A 20,605-nucleotide genomic window follows, 5' to 3' on the forward strand; every position below is an offset into this window, starting at 1 on the left:
TTGGCTATTTCTTCAATTCCTTCGCCAGTGTCTTCGCCGTCGCCTTGCCATAGGGCGGCTTGAAACCCGCAAGGCCCGCAACGTCGAGCTTTGGCTGCCGATACACCGCGCGCGCGTGGCTGAAGGTGCGGAAGCCGTCGATCCCGTGGTAATTGCCCATGCCCGACGGCCCGATGCCGCCAAAGGGCAGATCCTCCATCGCATTGTGGAACAGCACGTCGTTGACCGTGACCCCTCCAGAAATAGTGCGGGTGAGCACCCGCTCCTCCTCGCTCCTGTCCTGCCCGAAATAATAGAGGCCGAGCGGGCGGTCGTGGCCGTTCACATAGTCGATGGCTTCGTCGATATTCCGGTAGGTCTTGACCGGCAGGATGGGACCGAAAATCTCTTCCTGCATCACCTTCATGTCGTCGGTGGGATTGCGGACGATGTGGAGCGGCATCTTGTGGCCGTTGGCGCTCGCGAAATCCTCAGCCCCCGGATTGACCTCGATCACCTCGGCGCCCTTGTCGCGCGCGTCGGCCAGATAGGATTGCAGCCGGTCGTAATTGCGGCCGTTCACCACCGAGGTGTAATCGTCGTTGGCGAGCAGCGTCGGATAGAGCGCGGCGGCGCCCCTGGCCACGCTGTCGATCACCTCGCCCTCCTGATCGTCGGCGACGAGCAGATAGTCGGGCGCGAGGCATATCTGCCCCGCGTTCATCATCTTGCCGAGCGCGACGCGCTGGCCGACCAGATCCTTGTTCGCGCTGCGCCCGATGAAAGTCGGCGACTTGCCGCCAAGTTCGAGCGTGACGGGCACAAGATTGTCGGCCGCAGCGCGCATGATATGCCGCCCCACGCTGGTCGCGCCGGTGAAGATCATATGGTCGAAGGCGAGCCTGGAAAAGGCGATCCCGACCTCGGCATCGCCGGTGAACACCGCCATCTCGCTCTCGTCGAAATAGTCGGGAACGAGCCGCGCCATCAGGTTCGAGACATTTTCGGTGAACTCGCTCGGTTTCACCATCGCGCGGTTGCCCGCCGCAAGGATGCCCGCCATCGGCACGAAAACCATCCCGACGGGAAAGTTCCATGGGCTCACGACGCCGACGACGCCCTTCGGCTGATAGACGACCTCGGCCTTCGCTCCGAGCAGGCCTAGCGGAAAGGTGGGCTTCCTTTTCTCGCCCTTTGCCCAGCTCGCCATATGCTTCTTCGCATGTTTGAGCGCACTGACCGAGGGCATGATGTCGGTCATCAGCGTCTGTTCGCGGCTGCGATGGCCGAAATCCTCGCTCACCGCCTTCGCAAACTCCTCGGCATGGTCGACGAGCAGCGCGATGGCGCGGTCGATGCGGTCGCTGCGCACCGCCAGGCTTTCGGGCATGGCGGCGGTAAAGCTCGCCTTCTGCGCCGCGAGCACCGCCTGCATCCGCGCCGTTTCGCCAGCGATGTCCTGCCTGATTGCGGTAGCCATGACCCGTCTCCCTTGTGGTTTCGCGCGATGTTTGACCATGGCGCACGGCGGGTTGCAAGATGAAACGCGCCTCCCATCTTGGCGCTGCCCCTTTCGCAATTGCAGCATTTCCGCTAATCGGGCCGCCGACATCGCTTTCCCTTACGGAGTCTCTGCCATGACCGCCACCGATCCCGTTGTTTTCCTGTCCTTTGCCCGCACCCCGATGGGCAGCATGCAGGGCAGCCTGTCGGACGCGAGCGCGACCGACCTTGGCGCGACCGCGGTGAAGGCGGCGGTCGAGCGCGCCGGGGTTTCGGGTGACGACATCGAGCGCATCTATATGGGCTGCGTCCTGCCCGCCGGGCTCGGCCAGGCGCCGGCGCGCCAGGCGGCGATCAAGGCGGGCCTGCCCAAGTCGGTGCAGGCGACGACGGTGAACAAGGTCTGCGGATCGGGGATGCAGACCGTCATCATGGGCGCCGAGGCGCTGGCCGCGGGCAGCGTCGACCTGATCGTCGCGGGCGGCATGGAGTCGATGACCAACGCGCCCTATCTGCTCAAGAAGCACCGCTCGGGCGCGCGCATCGGCCACGACACCGCCTATGACCATATGTTCCTCGACGGGCTGGAAGATGCCTATGACGCGGGGCGCGCGATGGGCACCTTTGCGCAGGATACCGCCGACGCCTATCAGCTCAGCCGCCAGGCGATGGACGATTATACGCTGACCTCGCTGAGCCGCGCCAAGGCGGCGATCGCCGAGGGCGCCTTCGCCGCCGAAATCGCGCCGGTGACGATCGCGGGCCGCAAGGGCGACGTCGTCGTCGACACCGACGAGGCGCCGGGCAAGGCGATGCCCGACAAGATACCGACGCTGAAGCCCGCCTTTGCCAAGGACGGCACGATCACCGCGGCGACCAGCTCGTCGATCTCCGACGGCGCCGCCGCGGTCGTGCTGACGCGCCAGTCGGTCGCCGACGCCAGGGGGGCGAAGCCCGTCGCGCGCCTGGTCGCGCACGCCGCCCACGCGCAGGAGCCCAAGGATTTCACGGTCGCCCCCGTCGGCGCGATCAACAAGCTGCTGGCCAAGACCGGCTGGAGCATCGGCGACGTCGACCTGTTCGAGGTCAATGAAGCGTTCGCATGTGTGGCGATGTTCGCGATGCACGACCTGGGCATCCCGCACGACAAGATCAACGTCCACGGCGGCGCGACCGCGCTCGGCCATCCGATCGGCGCCAGCGGCACGCGGATCATCACGACGCTGATCGCGGCGCTCCAGCGCCACGGCAAGAAACGCGGCATCGCAAGCCTGTGCATCGGCGGCGGCGAAGCAACCGCCGTGGCGATCGAGCTGGTCTGAAGCCCAATTCCTCCGTCATTGCGAGGAGCGAAGCGACGCGGCAATCCCCAGCTATCGTCCACCAGGGCCGATAACTGGGGATTGGTTGGCCTACGGCCGCCTTCGGCCCGCTTCGCTCGCAATGACGGGGGGACAGTTCCGCTCACCCTTCGCAAGACGTCGCCCTTCCATCGCCCTCCCCGCGACAAATTGCGACACTAATGACCTGAAAATAAACGCGGCATTCCGGGACCGTTCAAGCGGGCGCGCCTAATCCTTGCCCTGTCATCGGGCAGATCGCCCGTCCCTGACGGATGCAAAGGAATGGCACCATGAAGAAGATGCAATATCTCGCGGCCGGTCTGATCGCCGCGATGATCGTCCCGACAGCCGCGCAGGCGCAGACGCGCGAAATCCGTGAAGACCGCCGCGACGTGCGCGAGGAGCGCCGCGAATATCGCGACGCGCTGCGATATGGCGACCGCGGCGACATTCGCGAGGAGCGGCGCGAATATAATGACGCGCGCCGCGACTTGCGCGAAAGCAAGCGCGACTGGCGCCGCGACGCGCGCTACCAGCATTACCGCGCGCCCTTCCGCTATCAGTCGTTCCGCGTCGGCGCGACGCTGCGCCCCGCCTATTATGCGCCCGCCTATCGTCCCGCGTGGGACAGCCGCTGGGGCGTGCCGCGCGCGGGCCGCAACCTGGTCTATGTGCGCCACTATAACGACCTGTTGCTGGTCAATGTACGCAGCGGCAAGGTGATCCGCGTCTATCGCAACCATTTCCGCTGGCGTTGAGTCCCTGCGGATGACGAAGAGGGCCGGGCGGGCGACCGTCCGGCTTTCTTTTTGTCGGCGGCCTTGATGACTGCTTTGGGGTGGATTCCGGCCGATCCTCCCCCGCAGGGGGAGGGGGACCATGCGAAGCATGGTGGAGGGGTACGGGCCCGCATAGGCCGCGTTCGACCGATGGTGCCCCTCCACCACCTTCGGTGATCCCCCTCCCCGTTCCGGGGAGGAGCGCCGCGTCCGCAATCGGTCGAAACCCCCACACCCCGGCGCGGTCAATCGCCCCAGATATGGTCGGTCTGTATCCAGCCCTTGCGACCCTTGACGTCAAAGCGGCACCATCCGTCCTGGCAATCGCTGATCCGGCCGACGACGCCCGGCTCGGCGCGATAGGCAACCGCGGCGGACAGGCTGGGCTCTTCACGCATCGGGCGGACCGCGCCGGTGACGATCGCGGTGCGCGTGCGGCTCAAAAGCCGCGCCGCCATCCAGCCGCGCGCGCCGTCGGGGTCTTCGACGCGGCGCCAGTTCTCGTGGCGCGCGATCACCTTTACCGGCAAGTCCTTGCGGCGATACTCCCACAATACGGGCACGTCGATCGACGGCCCCTTGCGCATCCGCGCCTCGTCGACGCTGATCGACGCCCAATAGGGCAATTCGGGGTCCGACTGCGCCGATGCCGGTCCCGCGGCGGCAAGGCTGAACAAAATCAGGGCAAGTTTCCGGCTGGTCATGGCTTTCCCTTGTCAAAGTCGCCGCCCATTATCAACCGGCCGCATGGCGCACAGGACCGGTCGTCCACAGGCTTCGCTCCGCCTCCCCCCTTGACCCCTCCGCGCGGGCGCGCTCTATCGGCGGCCATGCCCGATTCATCCCGCCCCAAACGCCCGCGCGTCATCGTCACCCGCCAGTTGATGCCACATGTCGAGGCGCGCATGGCCGAATTGTTCGACGTCGCGCTGTCGGCGCACGATCACGCCTTTACCAAGGACGAGCTTAAGGCCGCGGTCGCCGATTGCGACGTGCTCGTACCGACGGTGACCGACACGATCGACGCCGAGGTCATCGCTGCGGCGGGCGAACGATTGAAGCTGATCGCCAATTTCGGCGCCGGGGTCGACCATATCGACCTCGCCGCGGCGCGCGCAAAGGGCATCATGGTGTCGAACACGCCGGGGGTCTTCACCGAAGACACCGCCGACATGACGATGGCGCTGATTCTCAGCGTGCCGCGGCGCCTGGCCGAGGGCGAAAAGCTGATGCGGTCGGGCCAATGGGCGGGCTGGGCGCCGAGCGCGATGCTCGGCCACCGCGTCGGCGGCAAATTGCTCGGCATCATCGGGATGGGACGCATCGGCCTCGCGGTTGCGCACCGCGCGCGTGCGTTCGGCCTGTCGATCCATTATCATAACCGCAGACGCCTGCCCGAAGCCATCGAAGAGGAGCTGGGCGCCAGCTATCACGCCAGTGTCGACACGCTGCTGCGCATCAGCGACGTCGTGACGATCCACTGCCCGCACACCGCCGAAACGCACGAGATGGTCAATGCGGCGCGGATCGGCGCGATGAAGCCGACCGCCTATCTCATCAACACCGCGCGCGGCGAGATCGTCGATGAAAAGGCGCTGATCGCGGCGCTCCAGACCGGTCGCATCGCCGGCGCCGGGCTCGACGTCTATACCCACGAGCCCGCGGTCGACCCCGCGCTGCTTGCGCTCCAGAATGTCGTGCTGCTGCCGCACCTCGGCTCGGCGACGATCGAGGGGCGCGAAGCCTCGGGCGAAAAGGTCATCGCCAACATCCGCGCCTGGTGCGACGGGCATCGGCCGCCCGATCAGGTGCTGGAGGGGTGGGCGTAGCAATCGACGTCCCAGCGAAAGCTGGGATCGCTCGCGGCCTTGAGGAACGATAGCGGCCCCAGCTTTCGCTGGGGCGACGTTTCGGGTCAGTCCCCCGTCAGAATCCGGTCGACCAGCTGTTTCACCGTCGGGGTGAAGTTGTTGGAATAAAAGGGGTCGGTCTTGAAATTGAACGCCGCGTGGCCCGCGAACATCAGATTTTGTTCGACGTCGCCGCCATGCGCGATGTCCTGCAATGTTTTCTGGATACAGAAGCTGCGCGGATCGGCGAGATAGCCGGTCGAATAATCATCATGGTCCTTCCACGCCGAAAAGCCGCAGTGCGACAGGCAGCCCATGCAGTCGGCCTGGTCCTTGCGGATCATCGCCTTGTCGGCCTCGGTGACGAAAACCACCGTATTGTCGGGGGTCTTCAGCGCCTCGGTATAGCCTTCGGCATACCAGTCGCGCGCGCGGTCGCGGTCGTGCGGGGTGACCCAGAAATTCTTGCCCTTCACGCCGACGTCAAGCTGCACGACATGGTCGCCCGCTTCCTGCTTCGAATAGGGAATCTGGCGTTCCGAGCGCGCCTCGAGGTCGCGCAGAAAGGGATTGCGCACCGCGCTGGAATAAAATCCCGTCGGCGAGAAGCGATGGAGCAATACATCGCCTTCGTCGAGCGTGCGGAGGCGATCCTTCCACGCCTGCGGGATCGGGCTTTCCTCGGTCAGCAGCGGGCGCGTGCCGTATTGGAATGCGATCTGGCCGAGTTCGGGATTGTCGATCCAATCCTCCCAGTCGCGCAGATACCAGACGCCGCCCGCCATCACGATCGGCACATCGTCCGATATGCCCTCGGCGCGCATCGTGTCGCGCAGCGCCTTGACGCGCGGATAGGGCGCCTCGGGCTTCAGCGGATCTTCGGCGTTCGACAGGCCGTTGTGCCCACCCGCAAGCCAGGGATCCTCATACACCACCGCCGCCATCAGGTCGGCGACCTTGTGATAGGCGCGCTTCCACAACGCGCGAAAGGCGCGCGCCGACGAAATGATCGGCAGATAATGGACATTGTGCCGTGCGGCGATCTCGCTGAGCTTATAGGGCATCCCCGCGCCACAGGTGACCCCGGTGACGAGGCCCCTGGCGCGTTCGAGCACGCCTTCGAGCACCTGCTGCGCGCCGCCCATTTCCCAGAGCACATTGATGTTGATCGCGCCCTTGCCGCCCGCGATGTCGTGCGCGCGCCGGACCTGCTCGACCGCGCCGTCGATCGCATAGGCGATCAGTTCCTCGTGCCGTTCCCTGCGGGTGAGCGCACGATAGATTTGCGGGATGATCTTGCCTTCGGCGTCATAGCTGTCGGCGTTGACCGCCGACACGGTGCCGATGCCGCCCGCCGCGGCCCAGGCGCCGCTCGACATATGGTTGGTCGCCGACACGCCCTTGCCGCCTTCGACCAGCGGCCACACTTCGCGCCCGCCATAAAGGATGGGCTTCAAACCTTTGAACACTCTAAACCTTCTCTCTCTCCGCCGATGCGCGATCGCGGACCGGCCCCCTTTGCCTTTTCCGTAAGCGGAAATCGGGCGCTTTTGTCAATCGACGCCGATCCGGCGCCCGTTGAACGGGCGGTGGCTTCCAAGCGCGCGATCATAGAGCTTTTCATAGGCGGCGGCCATCGTTGATTCGTCGAAGCGCGCGGCCGCGACCCGGCGGTTTTCGTCGCCGACCGCCTGCCGCAGCGCGTCATCGCCCGCGACACGGGCCAGCGCGGCGCGAAACGCCCCCTCGTCGTCCGCGATGAACGGCCGGTTCGCGTCGGACACCATCGCCGCGACGTCGCCGACCGCCAGGCTGACCACCGGCAGCGCCGCCGCCATGGCCTCGATCACCGCGATCGGCGCCTGTTCGCTGAGCGACGACAGCGCGAGCAGGTCGAAATGGCCGATCCAGCGCGCCGGTTCAGCCATGAATCCGGCCAGGACGACGCGATCCGCGATCCCGCATCGCGCCGCCTCGGCCTCGATCGCACCGCGCTCCGGCCCCTCGCCGACGATCGCCAGCCGGACGTGCGGCGGCAGCGTGGCGACCGCGCGGACCAGCCGTGGCAGATCCTTGACCTTGCGCAGCCCGGCGATGGTTCCGATCACCACTTCGCCCGGACGCCGTTCCAGCCCCGGAATCGCGACCGACGGCGGGGCTGCATAGGATGCCGTGTCGATCCCGTTGCGGATCACCACCGTCTGTTCGCGAGCGCCCCATTCGGCCGCCGCGATGCGCTCCAGCAGGGCCGACGGCACCACAAGCGCCCCGGCCGTCGGGAGCGCAACCCGGCGAAAGAGGTTCCGCTTCCAGTTGCGCCGGATGCTTTCATCTTCGTTGAAGCCATCTTCGTGATGGATCAGCGGGGGCAGGCGCACGAACGGCGCCCACAGGCGATGGGCCATCACCCCGTCCATCGCGCCCCAATTATAGCTGAGCACCAGGTCAAACTCGCCCATATATCGCGCAAGCGCGCGGTAGCGCGCGGGCCCCGGCTTGCCATGAAGCGGCGGTGCATCCTGCGGAAAATCGACGACAATGGAAGGATCGATCGCGTCCCGCGCGCCGAGCGCGTCGGGCACCGCCGACAGGATCGTGTGACGCGCGCGGCCGCCCATCAGGTTCATCAGCCGCACCGCGCGCGCTTCCTTGCCGCCCAGTGAAAAGCTCGAATGGAGGTGCAGGATGCGGATCGGCCGGGCGGCCTCGGGCTGCTCGGCGCTCACGCTTGCGGCAGCTCCGCCACCCACGCGTCGATCGCCGCGCGCGCTTCGGGCTCGTCCAGCGTCGGTGCGTGGCCGATCCCCGGCACCTCGACAAAGCGCGCGTGCGCCAGCTCGGCCGCCATTTTTTCCGCCGCACCGCGCGCCAATATGTCCGACAGCGCGCCGCGCAGAATAAGCAGCGGCACGGCGCCAAGCGCGCGATAGGCGGGCCACAGGTCGATGCCGGCATCGCCGCCGTTGGGAACGCGCAGCGGCGCCGCGATCTGCTTGTCGTAATCGGTGACGATCCGCCCCTCTGGCGTCAGCTTGTGCGTCCGCTTGGTGAGCCGCAGCCAGTCGTGAATGCGATAATTCGGATAGATGGCGCCATTGAGTTCGGCAAAGGCGCGCGCCGCGTGCATCCATGTCGGCTGGCTGCCGCCCGCCCCGATATAGTCGCGAATGCGCTCCAGCCCCGCCGCCTGCAATTCGGGCCCGACATCGTTGAGCACCGCGCCGACGATCCGGCCCGGCAGGCTGGCCGCCATCAGCATCGACACGAGCCCGCCGAGCGAGGTGCCGATCGTCGCGAAGCGCGATATGCCCAGATCGTCGAGCAGGGCCACGACATCCTGCACATAGGTGAGCGGAACATAGGTCATCGGGTCTTTGGCGTAGGCGCTTTCGCCGCGGCCGCGAAACTCGATCACGACGACCTTGCGCCGCTGTGCGACATGCGGAGCCAGATCCTCGAAATCGCGGGCATTGCGCGCGAGGCCCGGCATACACAGGATCGGCGGCGCACCCTCGCTCCCCGCAGGCCCCGGATAGACACGCGCGTGCAGCCGGACGCCGTCGTGCGACCACCAAAAATGGTCGGCCCATTCGCGGCGGCTGTCGTCTCTGGCCAGAATCGATCGTCCCCTTGGCTTTTCACCCCGCTCGCCACGGCGCGCAGGATTCGCGGCAAGTCTATCGCCAACCCGGCCCGAAGGCGCAAGCCATCCGTCGCGAACACGCCCGCCGCGGTTGCCGCCGCACGCATTCGCCGATAAGAGCGGGACGACCATGAGCGAAGAGCTGCTTTCCTTTGAACCCGCCACCGGCGAACAGCTTTGGCGCGGCACGGTGAGCGACGTCGACGCCGAGGTCGAGATTGCCCGTCGCGCCTGGCCCGAATGGGCGGCGAAACCCGTCACCTTCCGCACCGAAACATTGCGCCGCTTCGCCGACCGGGTGAAGGCGGAGGGCGAGGCGCTCGCCGATCTGATCGCGCGCGAAACCGGCAAGCCCTTGTGGGAAGCGCGTACCGAGGTCGAATCGGTCGCCAACAAGGTCGATATTTCGGTCAAGGCTTATGCCGAACGCACCCCCAATCGCCGCATCGAGGGTGCGATGGGGTTGCGGAGCGCGGTGCGCCATAAACCGCACGGCGCGCTGGCGGTGCTCGGCCCCTATAATTTCCCCGCGCATCTGCCGAACGGCCATATCGTTCCCGCGCTGATCGCGGGCAATTCGGTCGTGTTCAAACCCTCCGAAAAGACGCCGGCGGTCGGGGCGAAGCTCGTCGAGCTGTTCCACAGCGCGGGCGTGCCGCAGGAAGCGCTGCGCCTTGTTATCGGCGGCCCCGACACGGGCAAGGCGCTCGCCGCGCACCCCGGCATCGACGGATTGCTCTTCACCGGATCGGCGCGCACCGGGCTGGCGCTGAGCCGCCAGTTCGCAGGCCAGCCGGGCAAAATGCTCGCGCTCGAAATGGGCGGCAACAATCCGATCGTCGCGTGGGATACCGCCGACCTTCGCACCGCGGCGATCCTCATCGTCCAGTCGGCCTTCCTCAGCGCCGGCCAGCGATGCAGCAACGCCCGGCGGCTGATCGTCAGGGACAGCCTGGCCGACGCACTGATCGACGAGGTTCGCGAGCTTGCGAACCGCCTGATCGTCGACCATCCGCACGCCGACCCCGCACCCTATATGGGCCCGGTGATCGACAATGAGGCGGCCGACGGCCTTACCGAAAGCTTCCTCGTCCTGATGTCGAACGGCGGCCAGGTCATCCGCCACATGACGCGGCCCGTCGCGGATCGCCCCTTCCTGACCCCCGGCATCATCGACGTCACGGCGATGGCGGAGCGTCCCGACGTCGAGCTGTTCGGTCCGCTGCTCCAGGTCATCCGCGTCGAAACGTTCGAGGCGGCGATTGCCGAGGCGAACAACACCGCCTTCGGCCTGTCGGCGGCGCTGATCGGCGGCACGCCGCAGCTTTACGATCAGTTCTGGGCCAATGCTCGCGCGGGCGTCATCAACTGGAACCGTCCGACCAACGGCGCTTCGTCGGCGGCGCCTTTCGGCGGAATCGGCCTGTCGGGCAATCACCGCCCCAGCGCCTTCTACGCCGCCGACTATTGCGCCTATCCGGTCGCGAGCGCCGAAAGCGACGCCCTGCGCGCCTCGATCGGCGTAGGTTTGCGCGATCCCGAAGGGTCGCAGCTGGTGACGAAGAAATATCTCTGAATCTCGTCATTGCGAGGAGCGCAGCGACGAAGCAATCTCCAGCCGTCGTCCGGGTGCTGCGCAAGCTGGAGATTGCTTCGCTGCGCTCGCAATGACGCCTAAGGCTGCGAGCGGTGTAATCGCCATGCAATTTTACCTACACCCCCGTCAACAAAGCCTGCTTTGCGCTTTTCCGGCGCGCGAACCATCTTGGCCAGCATGGAAAAGACTCTCCCTTCCGCGGGCAAGCTGTGGCTCGTCGGCGCCGGTCCCGGCGACCCCGACCTGCTGACGCTGCGCGCCGCGCGGCTGCTCGGGTCCGCCGATCTCATTGTCCATGACGGCCTTGTCGGCGAAGGCGTGCTCGCGCTGATCCCGCCGCATATCGAGCGGATCAGCGTCGCCAAGCAGCGCAGCCGCCACACGATGCGGCAGGATCTCATCAACGAACTGCTCGTCAATGAAACGCTGGCCGGAAAGCAGGTCGTGCGCCTGAAAGGCGGCGATCCCTTCATCTTCGGGCGCGGCGGCGAGGAACTCGACGCCGCGCGCGACGCGGGGATCGCGGTCGAGGTCGTCCCCGGCATCACCGCCGCCGCGGGCTGCGCCGCGCAGGCGGGCCTCCCTCTCACCCACCGCGAGGATGCGAGCGCGGTCAGCTTCGTCGCGGGTCAGTGCAAGGATCTGACCGATCAGGACTGGTCGGGGCTCGCCGGCCATGGCCGCACGCTCGTCATCTATATGGGCCTCGCGACTGCACCCGCCATCGCCGACAAGCTGATCGCCGACGGCGTTTCGCCCGGCCTTCCCGTCGCGGTGGTCGAACGCGGCACCACCGCCGACGCGCGCGTCCTGCGCAGCCTGCTCACCGACCTCGGCGACCTCGTCGCGCGCGAGAAGGTGCAAAGCCCGGCGCTCATCATCGTCGGCAAGGTCGCGGCGCGCGCCGACGCGCTCGACTGCCTCCGCGCGCCGGGCGTCGCCGCTCAAATAAGGGATTTTACATGAAACTGCTCACGGGCAACGACCTGAAAAGCGGCGCCGTCATCTGGTGGACCGGCGCCGACTGGTCGATCCATATCGAGGACGCCGCCGATGTCGGCGAACAGGGCGAGGCGATCCTCGCCGTCGAGGAAGCCGCGCGCCGCGTCAACGCCCCCTATATCATCAGCGGCGAAATGACCCCCGACGGCCCGCGCCCCGCGCATATCAAGGACCGCATTCGCGCGCTTGGTCCAACGGTGCGCCCCGACCTGACTTTGAAACCCGCCGACCCCGCGGCCGGCGACTGGGTGATCTGACATGTATAAATATGACGAATATGACCATGCGATGGTCGAGGCGCGCGTCGCCGAGTTCAGCGATCAGGTGCGCCGCCGCCTCGCGGGCGAAATTACCGAGGACCAGTTCAAGCCGCTGCGGCTGATGAACGGCCTCTATCTCCAGCTTCACGCCTATATGCTGCGCGTCGCGGTGCCCTATGGGACGCTCGACAGCCGACAGATGCGGATGCTGGCGCATATCGCGCGCAAATATGACCGCGATTACGGCCATTTCACCACGCGCCAGAATATCCAGTATAACTGGATCAAGCTGGAGGATGCGCCCGCGATCCTCGCCGATCTGGCGTCGGCCCAAATGCACGCGATCCAGACCAGCGGCAATTGCGTCCGCAACATCAGTTCGGACCAGTGGGCCGGCGCCGCCGCCGACGAGATCACCGACCCGCGCCCGTGGGCCGAGCTGCTGCGCCAATGGTCGAGCTTTCACCCCGAATTCAGCTATTTGCCGCGCAAATTCAAGATCGCCGTGATCGCCGCCGACGAGGATCGCGCCGCGATGCGCCTCCACGACATCGGCATCCAGATCGTCGAGAAGGACGGGCAGCACGGCGCCGCCTTTTACGTGGGCGGCGGCATGGGCCGCACCCCGATGATCGCGCCGCTGATCAAGGATTTTGTGCCGCTGGGCGATCTGCTGAGCTACGCCGAGGCGTGCCTCCGCGTGTACAACCGTTACGGTCGCCGCGACAATATCTACAAGGCGCGGATCAAGATACTGATCCACGAGCTGGGCGCCGACGAATATCGCCGCCAGGTCGAGGAAGAGTTCGTCCATGTGAAGTCGCTAGGCATCGACCCCCCGAAGGCCGAGTTCGACCGCATCGCCGCGCAGTTCGCAATGCCGCCGCTCGACGCATCGGCGCCCGACGCCATCGACCGCAGCGATCCCGATTTCGCGCTATGGGTCGACCGGCAAGTCGCCGCGCACAAGGTGCCCGGCCATGCGATCGTCAACATCAGCCTGAAACCCGTCGGCGGCATTCCCGGCGATGCGTCGTCGGCGCAGATCGACCTGATGGCCGACCTCGCCGAACGCTACAGCCACGACGAGCTGCGCGTCACCCACGCACAGAACATCGTGCTGCCGCACGTTCGCAAGGCCGACCTCTACGCCATCTGGCAGGCGCTCGACGAAGCGGGGCTCGCGACGCCGAACCGCGACCTGATCAGCGACATCATCGCCTGCCCCGGCCTCGATTATTGCAGCCTCGCCAATGCGCGCTCGATTCCCGTCGCGCAGAAGATCGCGACGCGCTTTGCCGACCTCGACCGCCAGAAGGAACTGGGCGAACTCAAGCTCAAGATTTCGGGCTGCATCAACGCCTGCGGCCACCATCACGCGGGCCACATCGGCATCCTGGGGGTCGACCGCAAGGGCACTGAAAATTACCAGCTGCTGCTCGGCGGATCGGGCGCCGAAGACGTATCGCTCGGCACGATCACCGGCCCCGGCTTCGACGAGGATGGCATCGTCGATGCGATCGAACGCGTCACCGACAGATATCTCGCCGAACGGACAGAAGGCGAGCGTTTCGTCGACACCTATCGCCGCGTCGGCATGGCCCCGTTCAAGGAGGCGATCTATGGTTGAGCGGGCCGATAATCAGTCCCTTCCGCAAGCGGAAGGGCGGCACGTCGACGGCGAGGAACCCTGCGTCACCCTCGACGCCTTCCTTGAACAATCGAACGCCACCGCCGTGCGGCTCGAACCCGACGAGGACGCGCGCGCGCTGATCCCCTATCTCGACCGATTGAAGCTGATCGAGGTGGCCTTTCCGGCCTTTCGCGACGGCCGCGGCTATTCGTCGGCGCGCATCCTGCGCGAGGCGGGATATACAGGCGAACTGCGCGCGCAGGGCGACGTCCTCGTCGACCAGATCGCCTATATGAAGCGCTGCGGCTTCGACAGTTTCGCGCCCGAAAAGCCGCTCAACCCCGCCGACGTCGAGGCGGCGCTGACGCGCTGGCCCCAACATTATCAGACCGCCGCCGACGGCGCCGTGCCGATATGGAAATTGAGGCATGGCTAAACCTGATCCTAAAATCCCGTTCGTGTCGAGCCCTTCGACTGCCCGCGGGGCGGGCGCTCAGGATGAATTTCGGCCCGTGGCCGAAGTCGAGACACCGAGAGGGCATGCACCCACGATGGGCATCTCGACTTCGCTCGATGCGAACGGAATTGGGAATGATCGTCGGCGCGACCGCATCGACGTCGCGCCGCGTTTCACCCAGGCCGATGTCATCCGCCTCAACAACCTGTTCCGTGGTCAGGACGCGGCGGAGGTCGTCGCGAGCGTGATCGGCGCCGGGCTGCTCGGCGAAACGGCGATCGTGTCGAGCTTCGGCGCCGAAAGCGCGGTGCTGCTCCATCTTGTTTCGCGCGTGGCGCCCGACATGCCCGTCCTGTTCCTCGATACCGGCAAGCATTTCCCCGAAACATTGGCCTATCGCGACGCGCTGGCCGCGAAGCTCGGGCTCAATATCGTCAACCTGACCCCCGATGCCGACGAGCTGGCGAAAAAGGACGCGACCGAGCTGCGCTGGTCATACGACCCCGACGGCTGCTGCGAAATCCGCAAGGTGAAGCCGCTCGAAAAGGCGCTAGCCGATTTCGACACCTCGATCACCGGGCGCAAGGGCTTCCAGTCGGCGACGCGGCAGGGCCTCGCGCGCTTCGAGCTCGACGGCAATACCGGCCGCCTCAAGTTCAACCCGCTCGCCAACTGGACGCGCGCGATGCTCGACGATTATTTCGCGGCGCACGACCTGCCGCGACACCCGCTGGAAGCAAAGGGTTACCCGTCGATCGGTTGCTCGCCCTGCACGTCGAAGGTCAAGCCGGGCGAAGACCCGCGCTCGGGCCGCTGGCGCGGCTGGGACAAGACCGAATGCGGCATTCACGGCGCGGTGACGCCACTGGACGACGATCCGGCGAACGATCCGGCGTTTTGACTAGCTCGTCATTGCGAGGAGCCGAAGGCGACGCGGCAATCTCCAGCTATCGGCGTGCATCTAAGCCGATAGCTGGAGATTGCTTCGCTTCGCTCGCAATGACGGGGGTTATCTATTCATAATCCTCATACGCCATGCTGTCGTCGGCCAGGTCGCTGAACTTGGTCGTCTTCGCCTCGAAGTGCAGGCGAACCTTGCCGGTCGACCCGTGGCGCGATTTGGCGACGATGACTTCGGCGAGGCCGAAGACGCGTTCCATCTCGGCGGCCCATTCCTCGTGCGCCGCGTGGATCTTCACATCGTCGCCCTCGATCGGGCGTTTCGGCTCGCGCGCCGCGACATAATAATCCTCGCGAAACACGAACAGCACCATGTCGGCGTCCTGTTCGATCGAGCCCGATTCGCGCAGGTCGGAGAGCTGCGGGCGCTTGTCCTCGCGGCTTTCGACCTGACGGCTGAGCTGCGACAGCGCCATCACCGGGACATTGAGTTCCTTCGCCAGCGTCTTCAAACCACGCGAGATTTCGGAAATCTCCTGCACGCGATTGTCGCCGCTCCGCGACGATCCCTGCAACAGCTGAAGATAGTCGACGATGATGAAGCCGATGCCATGGCGGCGCTGGAGCCGCCGCGCGCGCGTCCGCAGCCCGGCGATCGTCAGGCCGGGGGTGTCGTCGATATAGAGCGGGAGCGTCTGGAGCGTCTGCGCGGCACGCGAGAGCTGCTGAAACTGCTCCTTGCTGATCTTGCCCATGCGCAGCGCCTCGCCCGACACCCCCGATTGTTCGGCAAGCACGCGCGTCGCCAGCTGGTCGGCCGACATTTCCAGGCTGAAGAAAGCGACCTTGGCGCCCATATTCTTTTCGGGCGGGATTCCGTCCTCCTCGTCGCGGCGCCAGCGTTCGGCGGCGTTGTAGGCGATGTTGGTCGCGAGCGAGGTCTTGCCCATGCCGGGACGCCCGGCGAGGATCATCAGGTCGCTGTTGTGCATCCCGCCGATCTTGGCGTTGAGACTGGCGATCCCGGTGGTGATCCCCGACAGATGCCCCCCCGAATTGAGCGCGCGCTCTGCCGCCTGCAGCGCGGTGAGGCTTGCCTGGCTGAAGCTTTTGACCGACCCCATTTCGGCCTCGCCCCCCGCGACGCGATAAAGCGCGGTTTCGGCCTCCTCGATCTGTGCCTGCGGGTCGACGCGTTCGCTGGTGTCGAGCGCATTGTCGACGAGCGCGCGCCCGACCCCGGCCAGCTCGCGGAGCAGTGCCAGGTCGTAGATCTGCTTGGCAAAGTCGCGCGCACCGATCAGACCCGCGCCGCTGCCCGTCAGCTGCGCCAGATAACCGACGCCGCCGACCGCCTTCATCGCCTCGTCGGCCTCGAAAAAGGGTTTGAGCGTTACCGGGGTCGCGATGCTGTTGCGCTCGATCAGCGCCATCGTCTGCTGAAAGATGCGGCCATGCAGCGGCTCGAAAAAATGCGCGGGCGCAAGCTGGACGGGCAGATCCTCGACGACTCGATTGTCGATCAGGATCGCGCCCAGAAACGCGGCCTCGGCCTCGATATTGCGGGGTAATTGACGCTCCTCCCCGGCCTGCGCCGGGGGCGGGATAAGGGCTAATTCGGGCATGGCGTCATCATGCGCTGATCACCCGTTGCGCGCAACCCGATTGACGATCCTCAGCCGCGTCGGCCGGGGGTGCTTCTGGGGATAATTTCGCTGCAATTATCGCTTGCCTCCTTTGATCGTCATCCCGGCGAAGGCCGGGATGACGATGATGTTGCCACCCCCTTGCCCTTCGCCGCAGCCCAAGTAGAAGCACGGTCAGCATGTCCGACGCCGATCCCTCCAAGCAGCGCATCATTTCGGTCGAGCTCGACGAAGGCTCGATCGTCTGGCGCAATCCCGACGTCGAGCAGGAGCGGCGCGTCGCGATCTTCGACCTCATCGAAGAAAACAAGTTCGTGCCGCAGCGCGGCCACCCCGACGGCTATGCCGGCCCCTACCGGTTGAAGCTGCGTGTCGAGGACGGCCGCCTGATCTTTGAAATATCGCGCGAAGACGGTTCGCCGCTGGAAGCAATCATCCTCGGCCTCGGCCGGTTTCGCCGCCCGATCCGCGACTATTTCGCCATCTGTGACTCCTATTATCAGGCGATCAAGACCTCGACCGCGCAGCAGATCGAGACGGTCGATATGGCGCGCCGCGCGCTGCATAACGAAGCGGCCGAGATGCTGATGGACCGGCTCGACGGCAAGATTGCGGTCGATTTCGACACCGCGCGGCGGCTGTTCACGCTGATCTGCGTACTCCATATCAAGGGCTGACGATGAAGGCGGGGGCAATCAGGGGCGGACAAGGAGCAAAGCGCGGCGGCGACTGGCGCGTTGCGATTGCGCGGTTTCTGCGCCGGATCGGCGCCGCCGTCGTCCTGCTGCTCCTCGCCGCGGGCCTCGCGCTCTGGTGGGCGGCACGCTGGACCCCCGACCGCGCCATCTATCCGGTGCAGGGGGTCACGATCGACGCGGGCAATGGTGACGTCCATTGGGGGTCGATCAAGGCCGCGGGCGCCGATTTTGCCTATATCGCCGCGACCGGCGGCGCCGCGCGCATCGATCCGAAATTCGCGCGCAACCTTGTCGGCGCGCGCGAAGCGGGGGTGCAGGCCGGCGCGATCCACCGTTACAGCCTCTGCCGCCTCGCAACCGATCAGGCCGCCAATTTCATCCGCCACGTCCCGCGCCGCGCCGACATGCTGCCCGCCGTGGTGTGGCTCGACTATGACGACCGCTGCCCCGACAGGCCGACGCGCGCGCTGCTGCTTTCCGAACTCGCGACCTTCCTCGCGCAGATCGAGGCGCATATGGGCAAGCAGAGCCTGATCGCGCCCGGCCCGGCGTTCGAGGCCGATTATCGTGTGACACGCGGCATCGCGCGCACGACCTGGCTGCGGCGCGATTTCTTCGAGCCCGACTATGGCGCCCACCCCTGGGCGATGTGGCAGGCGAACGACTATGTCCGCCTGTCGGGCGCCGACGGCACCGTCGGCTGGAATGTGCTCCGCGCGCGAGGAGAGATAAGATGACCGACCCGACGACCCGCGACGCGCTGATCGCCGCCGCGCGCGACGCCGCGAGCCGCGCCTATGCGCCCTATTCGGGCTTTCATGTTGGTGCGGCGCTGCTGCTCAAGAATGGCGACGTCGTGACCGGCGCCAATGTCGAAAATGCGAGCTATGGGCTGACGCTCTGCGCCGAAACCGCCGCGGTGGCGAAAATCGCCAACGAAGGCTGGATCGGCGAGCTGACTGCGGTGGCCATCATCGGCGGCCGTCCCGACGGCGATGCGCTGGTCGGCAGCGACCCCGTCCATCCGTGCGGGCGCTGCCGCCAGATATTGAACGAGGCGGCCGAGCGGTCGCGGACCGACATCCTGGTGCATTGCGCGTCGGGGGATGGCCGCGCGGTGAAGAGCTATCGGCTGAGCGAGCTGCTTCCCGCGTCTTTCGGGCCCAGGGATCTGGGGCTGATCTAGCTAAATCATCCCGTCATCCCGGCGAAGGCCGGGATGACGAACTTAAAGTGATTATCAGCATCGCCGGGGCTCGCCCCAAACATCGGCTTGCGCGAATCTGCGCGCACCGACAAGACAGCGCCATGGCCATACTCTCCGATCGCTGGATTCGCGAAGCCGCCCGCACGCAGGGCATGATCGAGCCCTTTGTGGAGGCGCAGCGACGCGACGGCTGCATCAGCTATGGCCTCTCCTCCTATGGCTATGACGCGCGCGTCGCGCCCGAATTCAAGATTTTCACCAATGTCGACAGCGCCGTCGTCGATCCCAAGGATTTCGCCTCGAACAGCTTTGTCGATCGCGAAACCGACGTCTGCATCATCCCGCCGAACAGCTTTGCGCTGGCGCGGACGGTCGAATATTTCCGTATCCCGCGCGACATCCTCGTCATCTGCCTTGGCAAATCGACCTATGCGCGGTGCGGCATCATCGTGAACGTCACCCCGCTCGAACCCGGCTGGGAGGGGCATGTCACGCTGGAGTTTTCCAACACCACTCCCCTGCCCGCCAAAATCTATGCCAATGAAGGGGCATGCCAGTTCCTGTTCCTCAAGGGCAACGAACCGTGCGAGACCAGCTATGCCGACCGCGCGGGCAAATATATGGGGCAAAAGGGCGTGACGCTGCCGAAGCTGTAGCCGCGATCCGAGGCAATGGATGACTGCTTCGGGGTAGGGAGCCCCCCTCAAACCTCGTCATGCTGAACTTGTTTCAGCATCCATGGCCTGAACTCTCGTCAAGCGCTGCGTCTAAGGAGATGGCGGGCCATGGACCCTGAAACAAGTTCAGGGTGACGAGAATTGGAAGGTCAGCAACCGCTCGCAACCAGCCAGCCCCCGCCCTCACCCCTTGGCACCGCTTCCCATCTGCGCTAGCGTGCGGACTTGACGTTTACGTAAAGGGAGAGGGTCGATGGCCAACGCGCGCGATCTCGACATCATCATCTATGGCGCAACGGGCTTCACCGGCCGCCTCGTCGCCGAATATCTGGCCCACCACTACAAGGGCCGCAAGGACGCGCCCAGATGGGCGATGGCCGGGCGCAGCGCCGCCAAGCTCGCGGAAGTGCGCGACCTGATCGGCGCGCCCGCCGACACGCCGCTGATCGTCGCCGACGCCGACGACCCCGCGAGCCTCGACGCGATGGCGGCGCGGACGGCGGTGGTGCTCACCACGGTCGGCCCCTATCAGCTTTACGGCAGCGGGCTCGTCGCCGCCTGCGTCCGCGCGGGCACCGCCTATGCGGACCTTTGCGGCGAACCCGGCTGGATGCGCGAGATGATCGACATGCACGAAGATGCGGCGAAGGCGTCGGGCGCGCGGATCACCTTCAGTTGCGGTTTCGATTCCATCCCCTTCGACCTTGGCGTCCTGTTCTTGCAGGCCGAAGCGGTCAGGCGCCACGGCAAGCCCGCGCCGCGGGTCAAGGGCCGCGTGCGCAAGATGGCGGGCGGCGCGTCGGGCGGCACCATCGCCAGCCTCACCGAAACGCTGAAGGCCGTCGCGAAAAAGCCATCGCTCGCGCTGCTGCTCAAATCCTCCTTCGCGCTGACCCCCGGCTTCGAGGGGCCGTCGCAGCCGACCGGGCTGATCCCCGAATATGATGTCGCCACCGGCACCTGGACCGCTCCCTTCATCATGGCGCCGATCAACACCAAGAATGTTCACCGCACCAACTATCTGCTCGGCCATCCATGGGGCGCCGACCTCGTCTATGACGAGATGGTGATGACGACGATCGGCGATGCGGGGAAGGCGATGGCCGAGGCGATGGCCAAGGCCAATCCCTTCGGCGATAGCAAACTCCAGCCCGGCGAAGGGCCGAGCAAGGAAGAGCGCGAAAACGGCTTTTACGACATCCTCTTCATCGGCGAATATCCCGACGGCGCCACGGTGCGCGCGAGCGTGCAGGGCGACCGCGACCCCGGCTATGGCTCGACGTCGAAGATGCTCGCCGAAACGGGCATGGCGCTGCTCGAAAACAAGGGCGCGGGCGGCGTATGGACGCCGGGCGCGCTGCTGGGCCAGGCGTTGATCGACCGGCTGACCGCGAATGCCGGACTGACCTTTCAGATCGAGGAATAAGAACG

The 20,605-nt window shown here is 66.0% G+C and carries 20 protein-coding genes; 14 read left to right on the forward strand and 6 right to left on the reverse strand.

All coding sequences use genetic code 11. From position 1 onward, the window contains the following. Positions 1–4 precede the first annotated feature (4 nt). Positions 5–1,459 (reverse strand): coniferyl aldehyde dehydrogenase, encoded by a 1,455-nt coding sequence (locus SPYCA_RS08970; RefSeq protein ID WP_120219864.1) that lies wholly within the window; start codon positions 1,457–1,459, stop codon positions 5–7. A 157-nt stretch (positions 1,460–1,616) separates the two neighbouring features. Between SPYCA_RS08970 and SPYCA_RS08975 the strand changes: the two genes are divergently transcribed. Together SPYCA_RS08975 and SPYCA_RS08980 are read left to right on the forward strand one after the other, a co-directional pair. Next, entirely contained in the window at positions 1,617–2,804 is a 1,188-nt protein-coding gene (locus SPYCA_RS08975; RefSeq protein ID WP_120219865.1) for an acetyl-CoA C-acyltransferase, read from the forward strand. Positions 2,805–3,115: 311 nt separating this feature from the next. Beyond that, positions 3,116–3,583 (forward strand): hypothetical protein, encoded by a 468-nt coding sequence (locus tag SPYCA_RS08980; protein WP_120219866.1) that lies wholly within the window; start codon positions 3,116–3,118, stop codon positions 3,581–3,583. 266 nt (positions 3,584–3,849) lie between these two features. Here the strand turns inward: SPYCA_RS08980 and SPYCA_RS08985 are convergent, their stop codons facing one another. Then, positions 3,850–4,308: an SH3 domain-containing protein gene (locus SPYCA_RS08985; RefSeq protein ID WP_172595024.1), complete on the reverse strand. Its 459-nt coding sequence runs from the start codon at positions 4,306–4,308 to the stop codon at positions 3,850–3,852. 126 nt (positions 4,309–4,434) lie between these two features. On the opposite strand from SPYCA_RS08985, the gene SPYCA_RS08990 reads away from it, so the two are divergent. Further along, the gene (locus SPYCA_RS08990; protein WP_120219867.1) at positions 4,435–5,433 is read left to right on the forward strand and encodes a 2-hydroxyacid dehydrogenase; all 999 of its coding nucleotides are present in this window, start codon (positions 4,435–4,437) and stop codon (positions 5,431–5,433) included. 86 nt (positions 5,434–5,519) lie between these two features. Here SPYCA_RS08990 and SPYCA_RS08995 read toward each other — a convergent pair whose 3' ends face one another. From SPYCA_RS08995 to SPYCA_RS09005, 3 genes are all read right to left on the reverse strand, one after another. Beyond that, positions 5,520–6,923 carry an NAD(P)H-dependent flavin oxidoreductase gene (locus SPYCA_RS08995; RefSeq protein ID WP_120219868.1) on the reverse strand — a complete coding sequence of 468 codons (1,404 nt, stop codon included), beginning with the start codon at positions 6,921–6,923 and terminating at the stop codon, positions 5,520–5,522. An 84-nt stretch (positions 6,924–7,007) separates the two neighbouring features. Further along, positions 7,008–8,180, reverse strand: coding sequence for a glycosyltransferase (locus SPYCA_RS09000; protein WP_120219869.1), 1,173 nt, complete (start codon positions 8,178–8,180; stop codon positions 7,008–7,010). Continuing rightward, positions 8,177–9,070, reverse strand: a complete 894-nt coding sequence (locus tag SPYCA_RS09005) for an alpha/beta fold hydrolase (RefSeq protein ID WP_120222236.1) — start codon at positions 9,068–9,070, stop codon at positions 8,177–8,179. The genes SPYCA_RS09000 and SPYCA_RS09005 overlap by 4 nt, the downstream gene beginning before the upstream one ends. 157 nt (positions 9,071–9,227) lie before the next feature. On the opposite strand from SPYCA_RS09005, the gene astD reads away from it, so the two are divergent. The 6 genes from astD (at position 9,228) to SPYCA_RS09035 (ending at position 14,947) form a co-directional block, all read left to right on the forward strand. Next, the gene (gene astD, locus SPYCA_RS09010; RefSeq protein ID WP_120219870.1) at positions 9,228–10,673 is read left to right on the forward strand and encodes a succinylglutamate-semialdehyde dehydrogenase; all 1,446 of its coding nucleotides are present in this window, start codon (positions 9,228–9,230) and stop codon (positions 10,671–10,673) included. Positions 10,674–10,871: 198 nt separating this feature from the next. Then, entirely contained in the window at positions 10,872–11,660 is a 789-nt protein-coding gene (gene cobA, locus SPYCA_RS09015) for a uroporphyrinogen-III C-methyltransferase (protein ID WP_120222237.1), read from the forward strand. After that, positions 11,657–11,953 (forward strand): DUF2849 domain-containing protein, encoded by a 297-nt coding sequence (locus tag SPYCA_RS09020; protein ID WP_120219871.1) that lies wholly within the window; start codon positions 11,657–11,659, stop codon positions 11,951–11,953. The genes cobA and SPYCA_RS09020 overlap by 4 nt, the downstream gene beginning before the upstream one ends. Before the next feature lies 1 nt (position 11,954). Continuing rightward, entirely contained in the window at positions 11,955–13,586 is a 1,632-nt protein-coding gene (locus SPYCA_RS09025) for a nitrite/sulfite reductase (protein WP_120219872.1), read from the forward strand. Next, positions 13,579–14,025, forward strand: coding sequence for a DUF934 domain-containing protein (locus tag SPYCA_RS09030; RefSeq protein ID WP_120219873.1), 447 nt, complete (start codon positions 13,579–13,581; stop codon positions 14,023–14,025). The genes SPYCA_RS09025 and SPYCA_RS09030 overlap by 8 nt, the downstream gene beginning before the upstream one ends. A gap of 115 nt (positions 14,026–14,140) precedes the next feature. Continuing rightward, a complete protein-coding gene (locus tag SPYCA_RS09035; protein ID WP_120219874.1) occupies positions 14,141–14,947 on the forward strand; it encodes a phosphoadenylyl-sulfate reductase in 807 nt (268 codons plus the stop codon). A gap of 112 nt (positions 14,948–15,059) precedes the next feature. Here SPYCA_RS09035 and SPYCA_RS09040 read toward each other — a convergent pair whose 3' ends face one another. Continuing rightward, positions 15,060–16,571, reverse strand: coding sequence for a replicative DNA helicase (locus SPYCA_RS09040; RefSeq protein ID WP_120219875.1), 1,512 nt, complete (start codon positions 16,569–16,571; stop codon positions 15,060–15,062). Positions 16,572–16,771: 200 nt separating this feature from the next. Here SPYCA_RS09040 and SPYCA_RS09045 point away from each other — a divergent pair, with 200 nt between their 5' ends. From SPYCA_RS09045 to SPYCA_RS09065, 5 genes are all read left to right on the forward strand, one after another. Beyond that, on the forward strand, positions 16,772–17,269 hold the full coding sequence (locus SPYCA_RS09045) for a UPF0262 family protein (protein WP_120219876.1): 498 nt from the start codon (positions 16,772–16,774) through the stop codon (positions 17,267–17,269). Between the two features lie 2 nt (positions 17,270–17,271). Further along, positions 17,272–18,027 (forward strand): GH25 family lysozyme, encoded by a 756-nt coding sequence (locus SPYCA_RS09050; protein WP_120219877.1) that lies wholly within the window; start codon positions 17,272–17,274, stop codon positions 18,025–18,027. Then, positions 18,024–18,476 (forward strand): cytidine deaminase, encoded by a 453-nt coding sequence (locus SPYCA_RS09055; RefSeq protein ID WP_120219878.1) that lies wholly within the window; start codon positions 18,024–18,026, stop codon positions 18,474–18,476. The genes SPYCA_RS09050 and SPYCA_RS09055 overlap by 4 nt, the downstream gene beginning before the upstream one ends. Positions 18,477–18,598: 122 nt before the next feature. Next, positions 18,599–19,153 carry a dCTP deaminase gene (gene dcd, locus SPYCA_RS09060; protein WP_120219879.1) on the forward strand — a complete coding sequence of 185 codons (555 nt, stop codon included), beginning with the start codon at positions 18,599–18,601 and terminating at the stop codon, positions 19,151–19,153. A 274-nt stretch (positions 19,154–19,427) separates the two neighbouring features. Further along, positions 19,428–20,600, forward strand: coding sequence for a saccharopine dehydrogenase family protein (locus SPYCA_RS09065; protein WP_120219880.1), 1,173 nt, complete (start codon positions 19,428–19,430; stop codon positions 20,598–20,600). Positions 20,601–20,605: the final 5 nt, after the last annotated feature.

This window comes from Sphingopyxis sp. FD7 (assembly GCF_003609835.1).
In the GTDB taxonomy this organism is placed as follows: domain Bacteria; phylum Pseudomonadota; class Alphaproteobacteria; order Sphingomonadales; family Sphingomonadaceae; genus Sphingopyxis.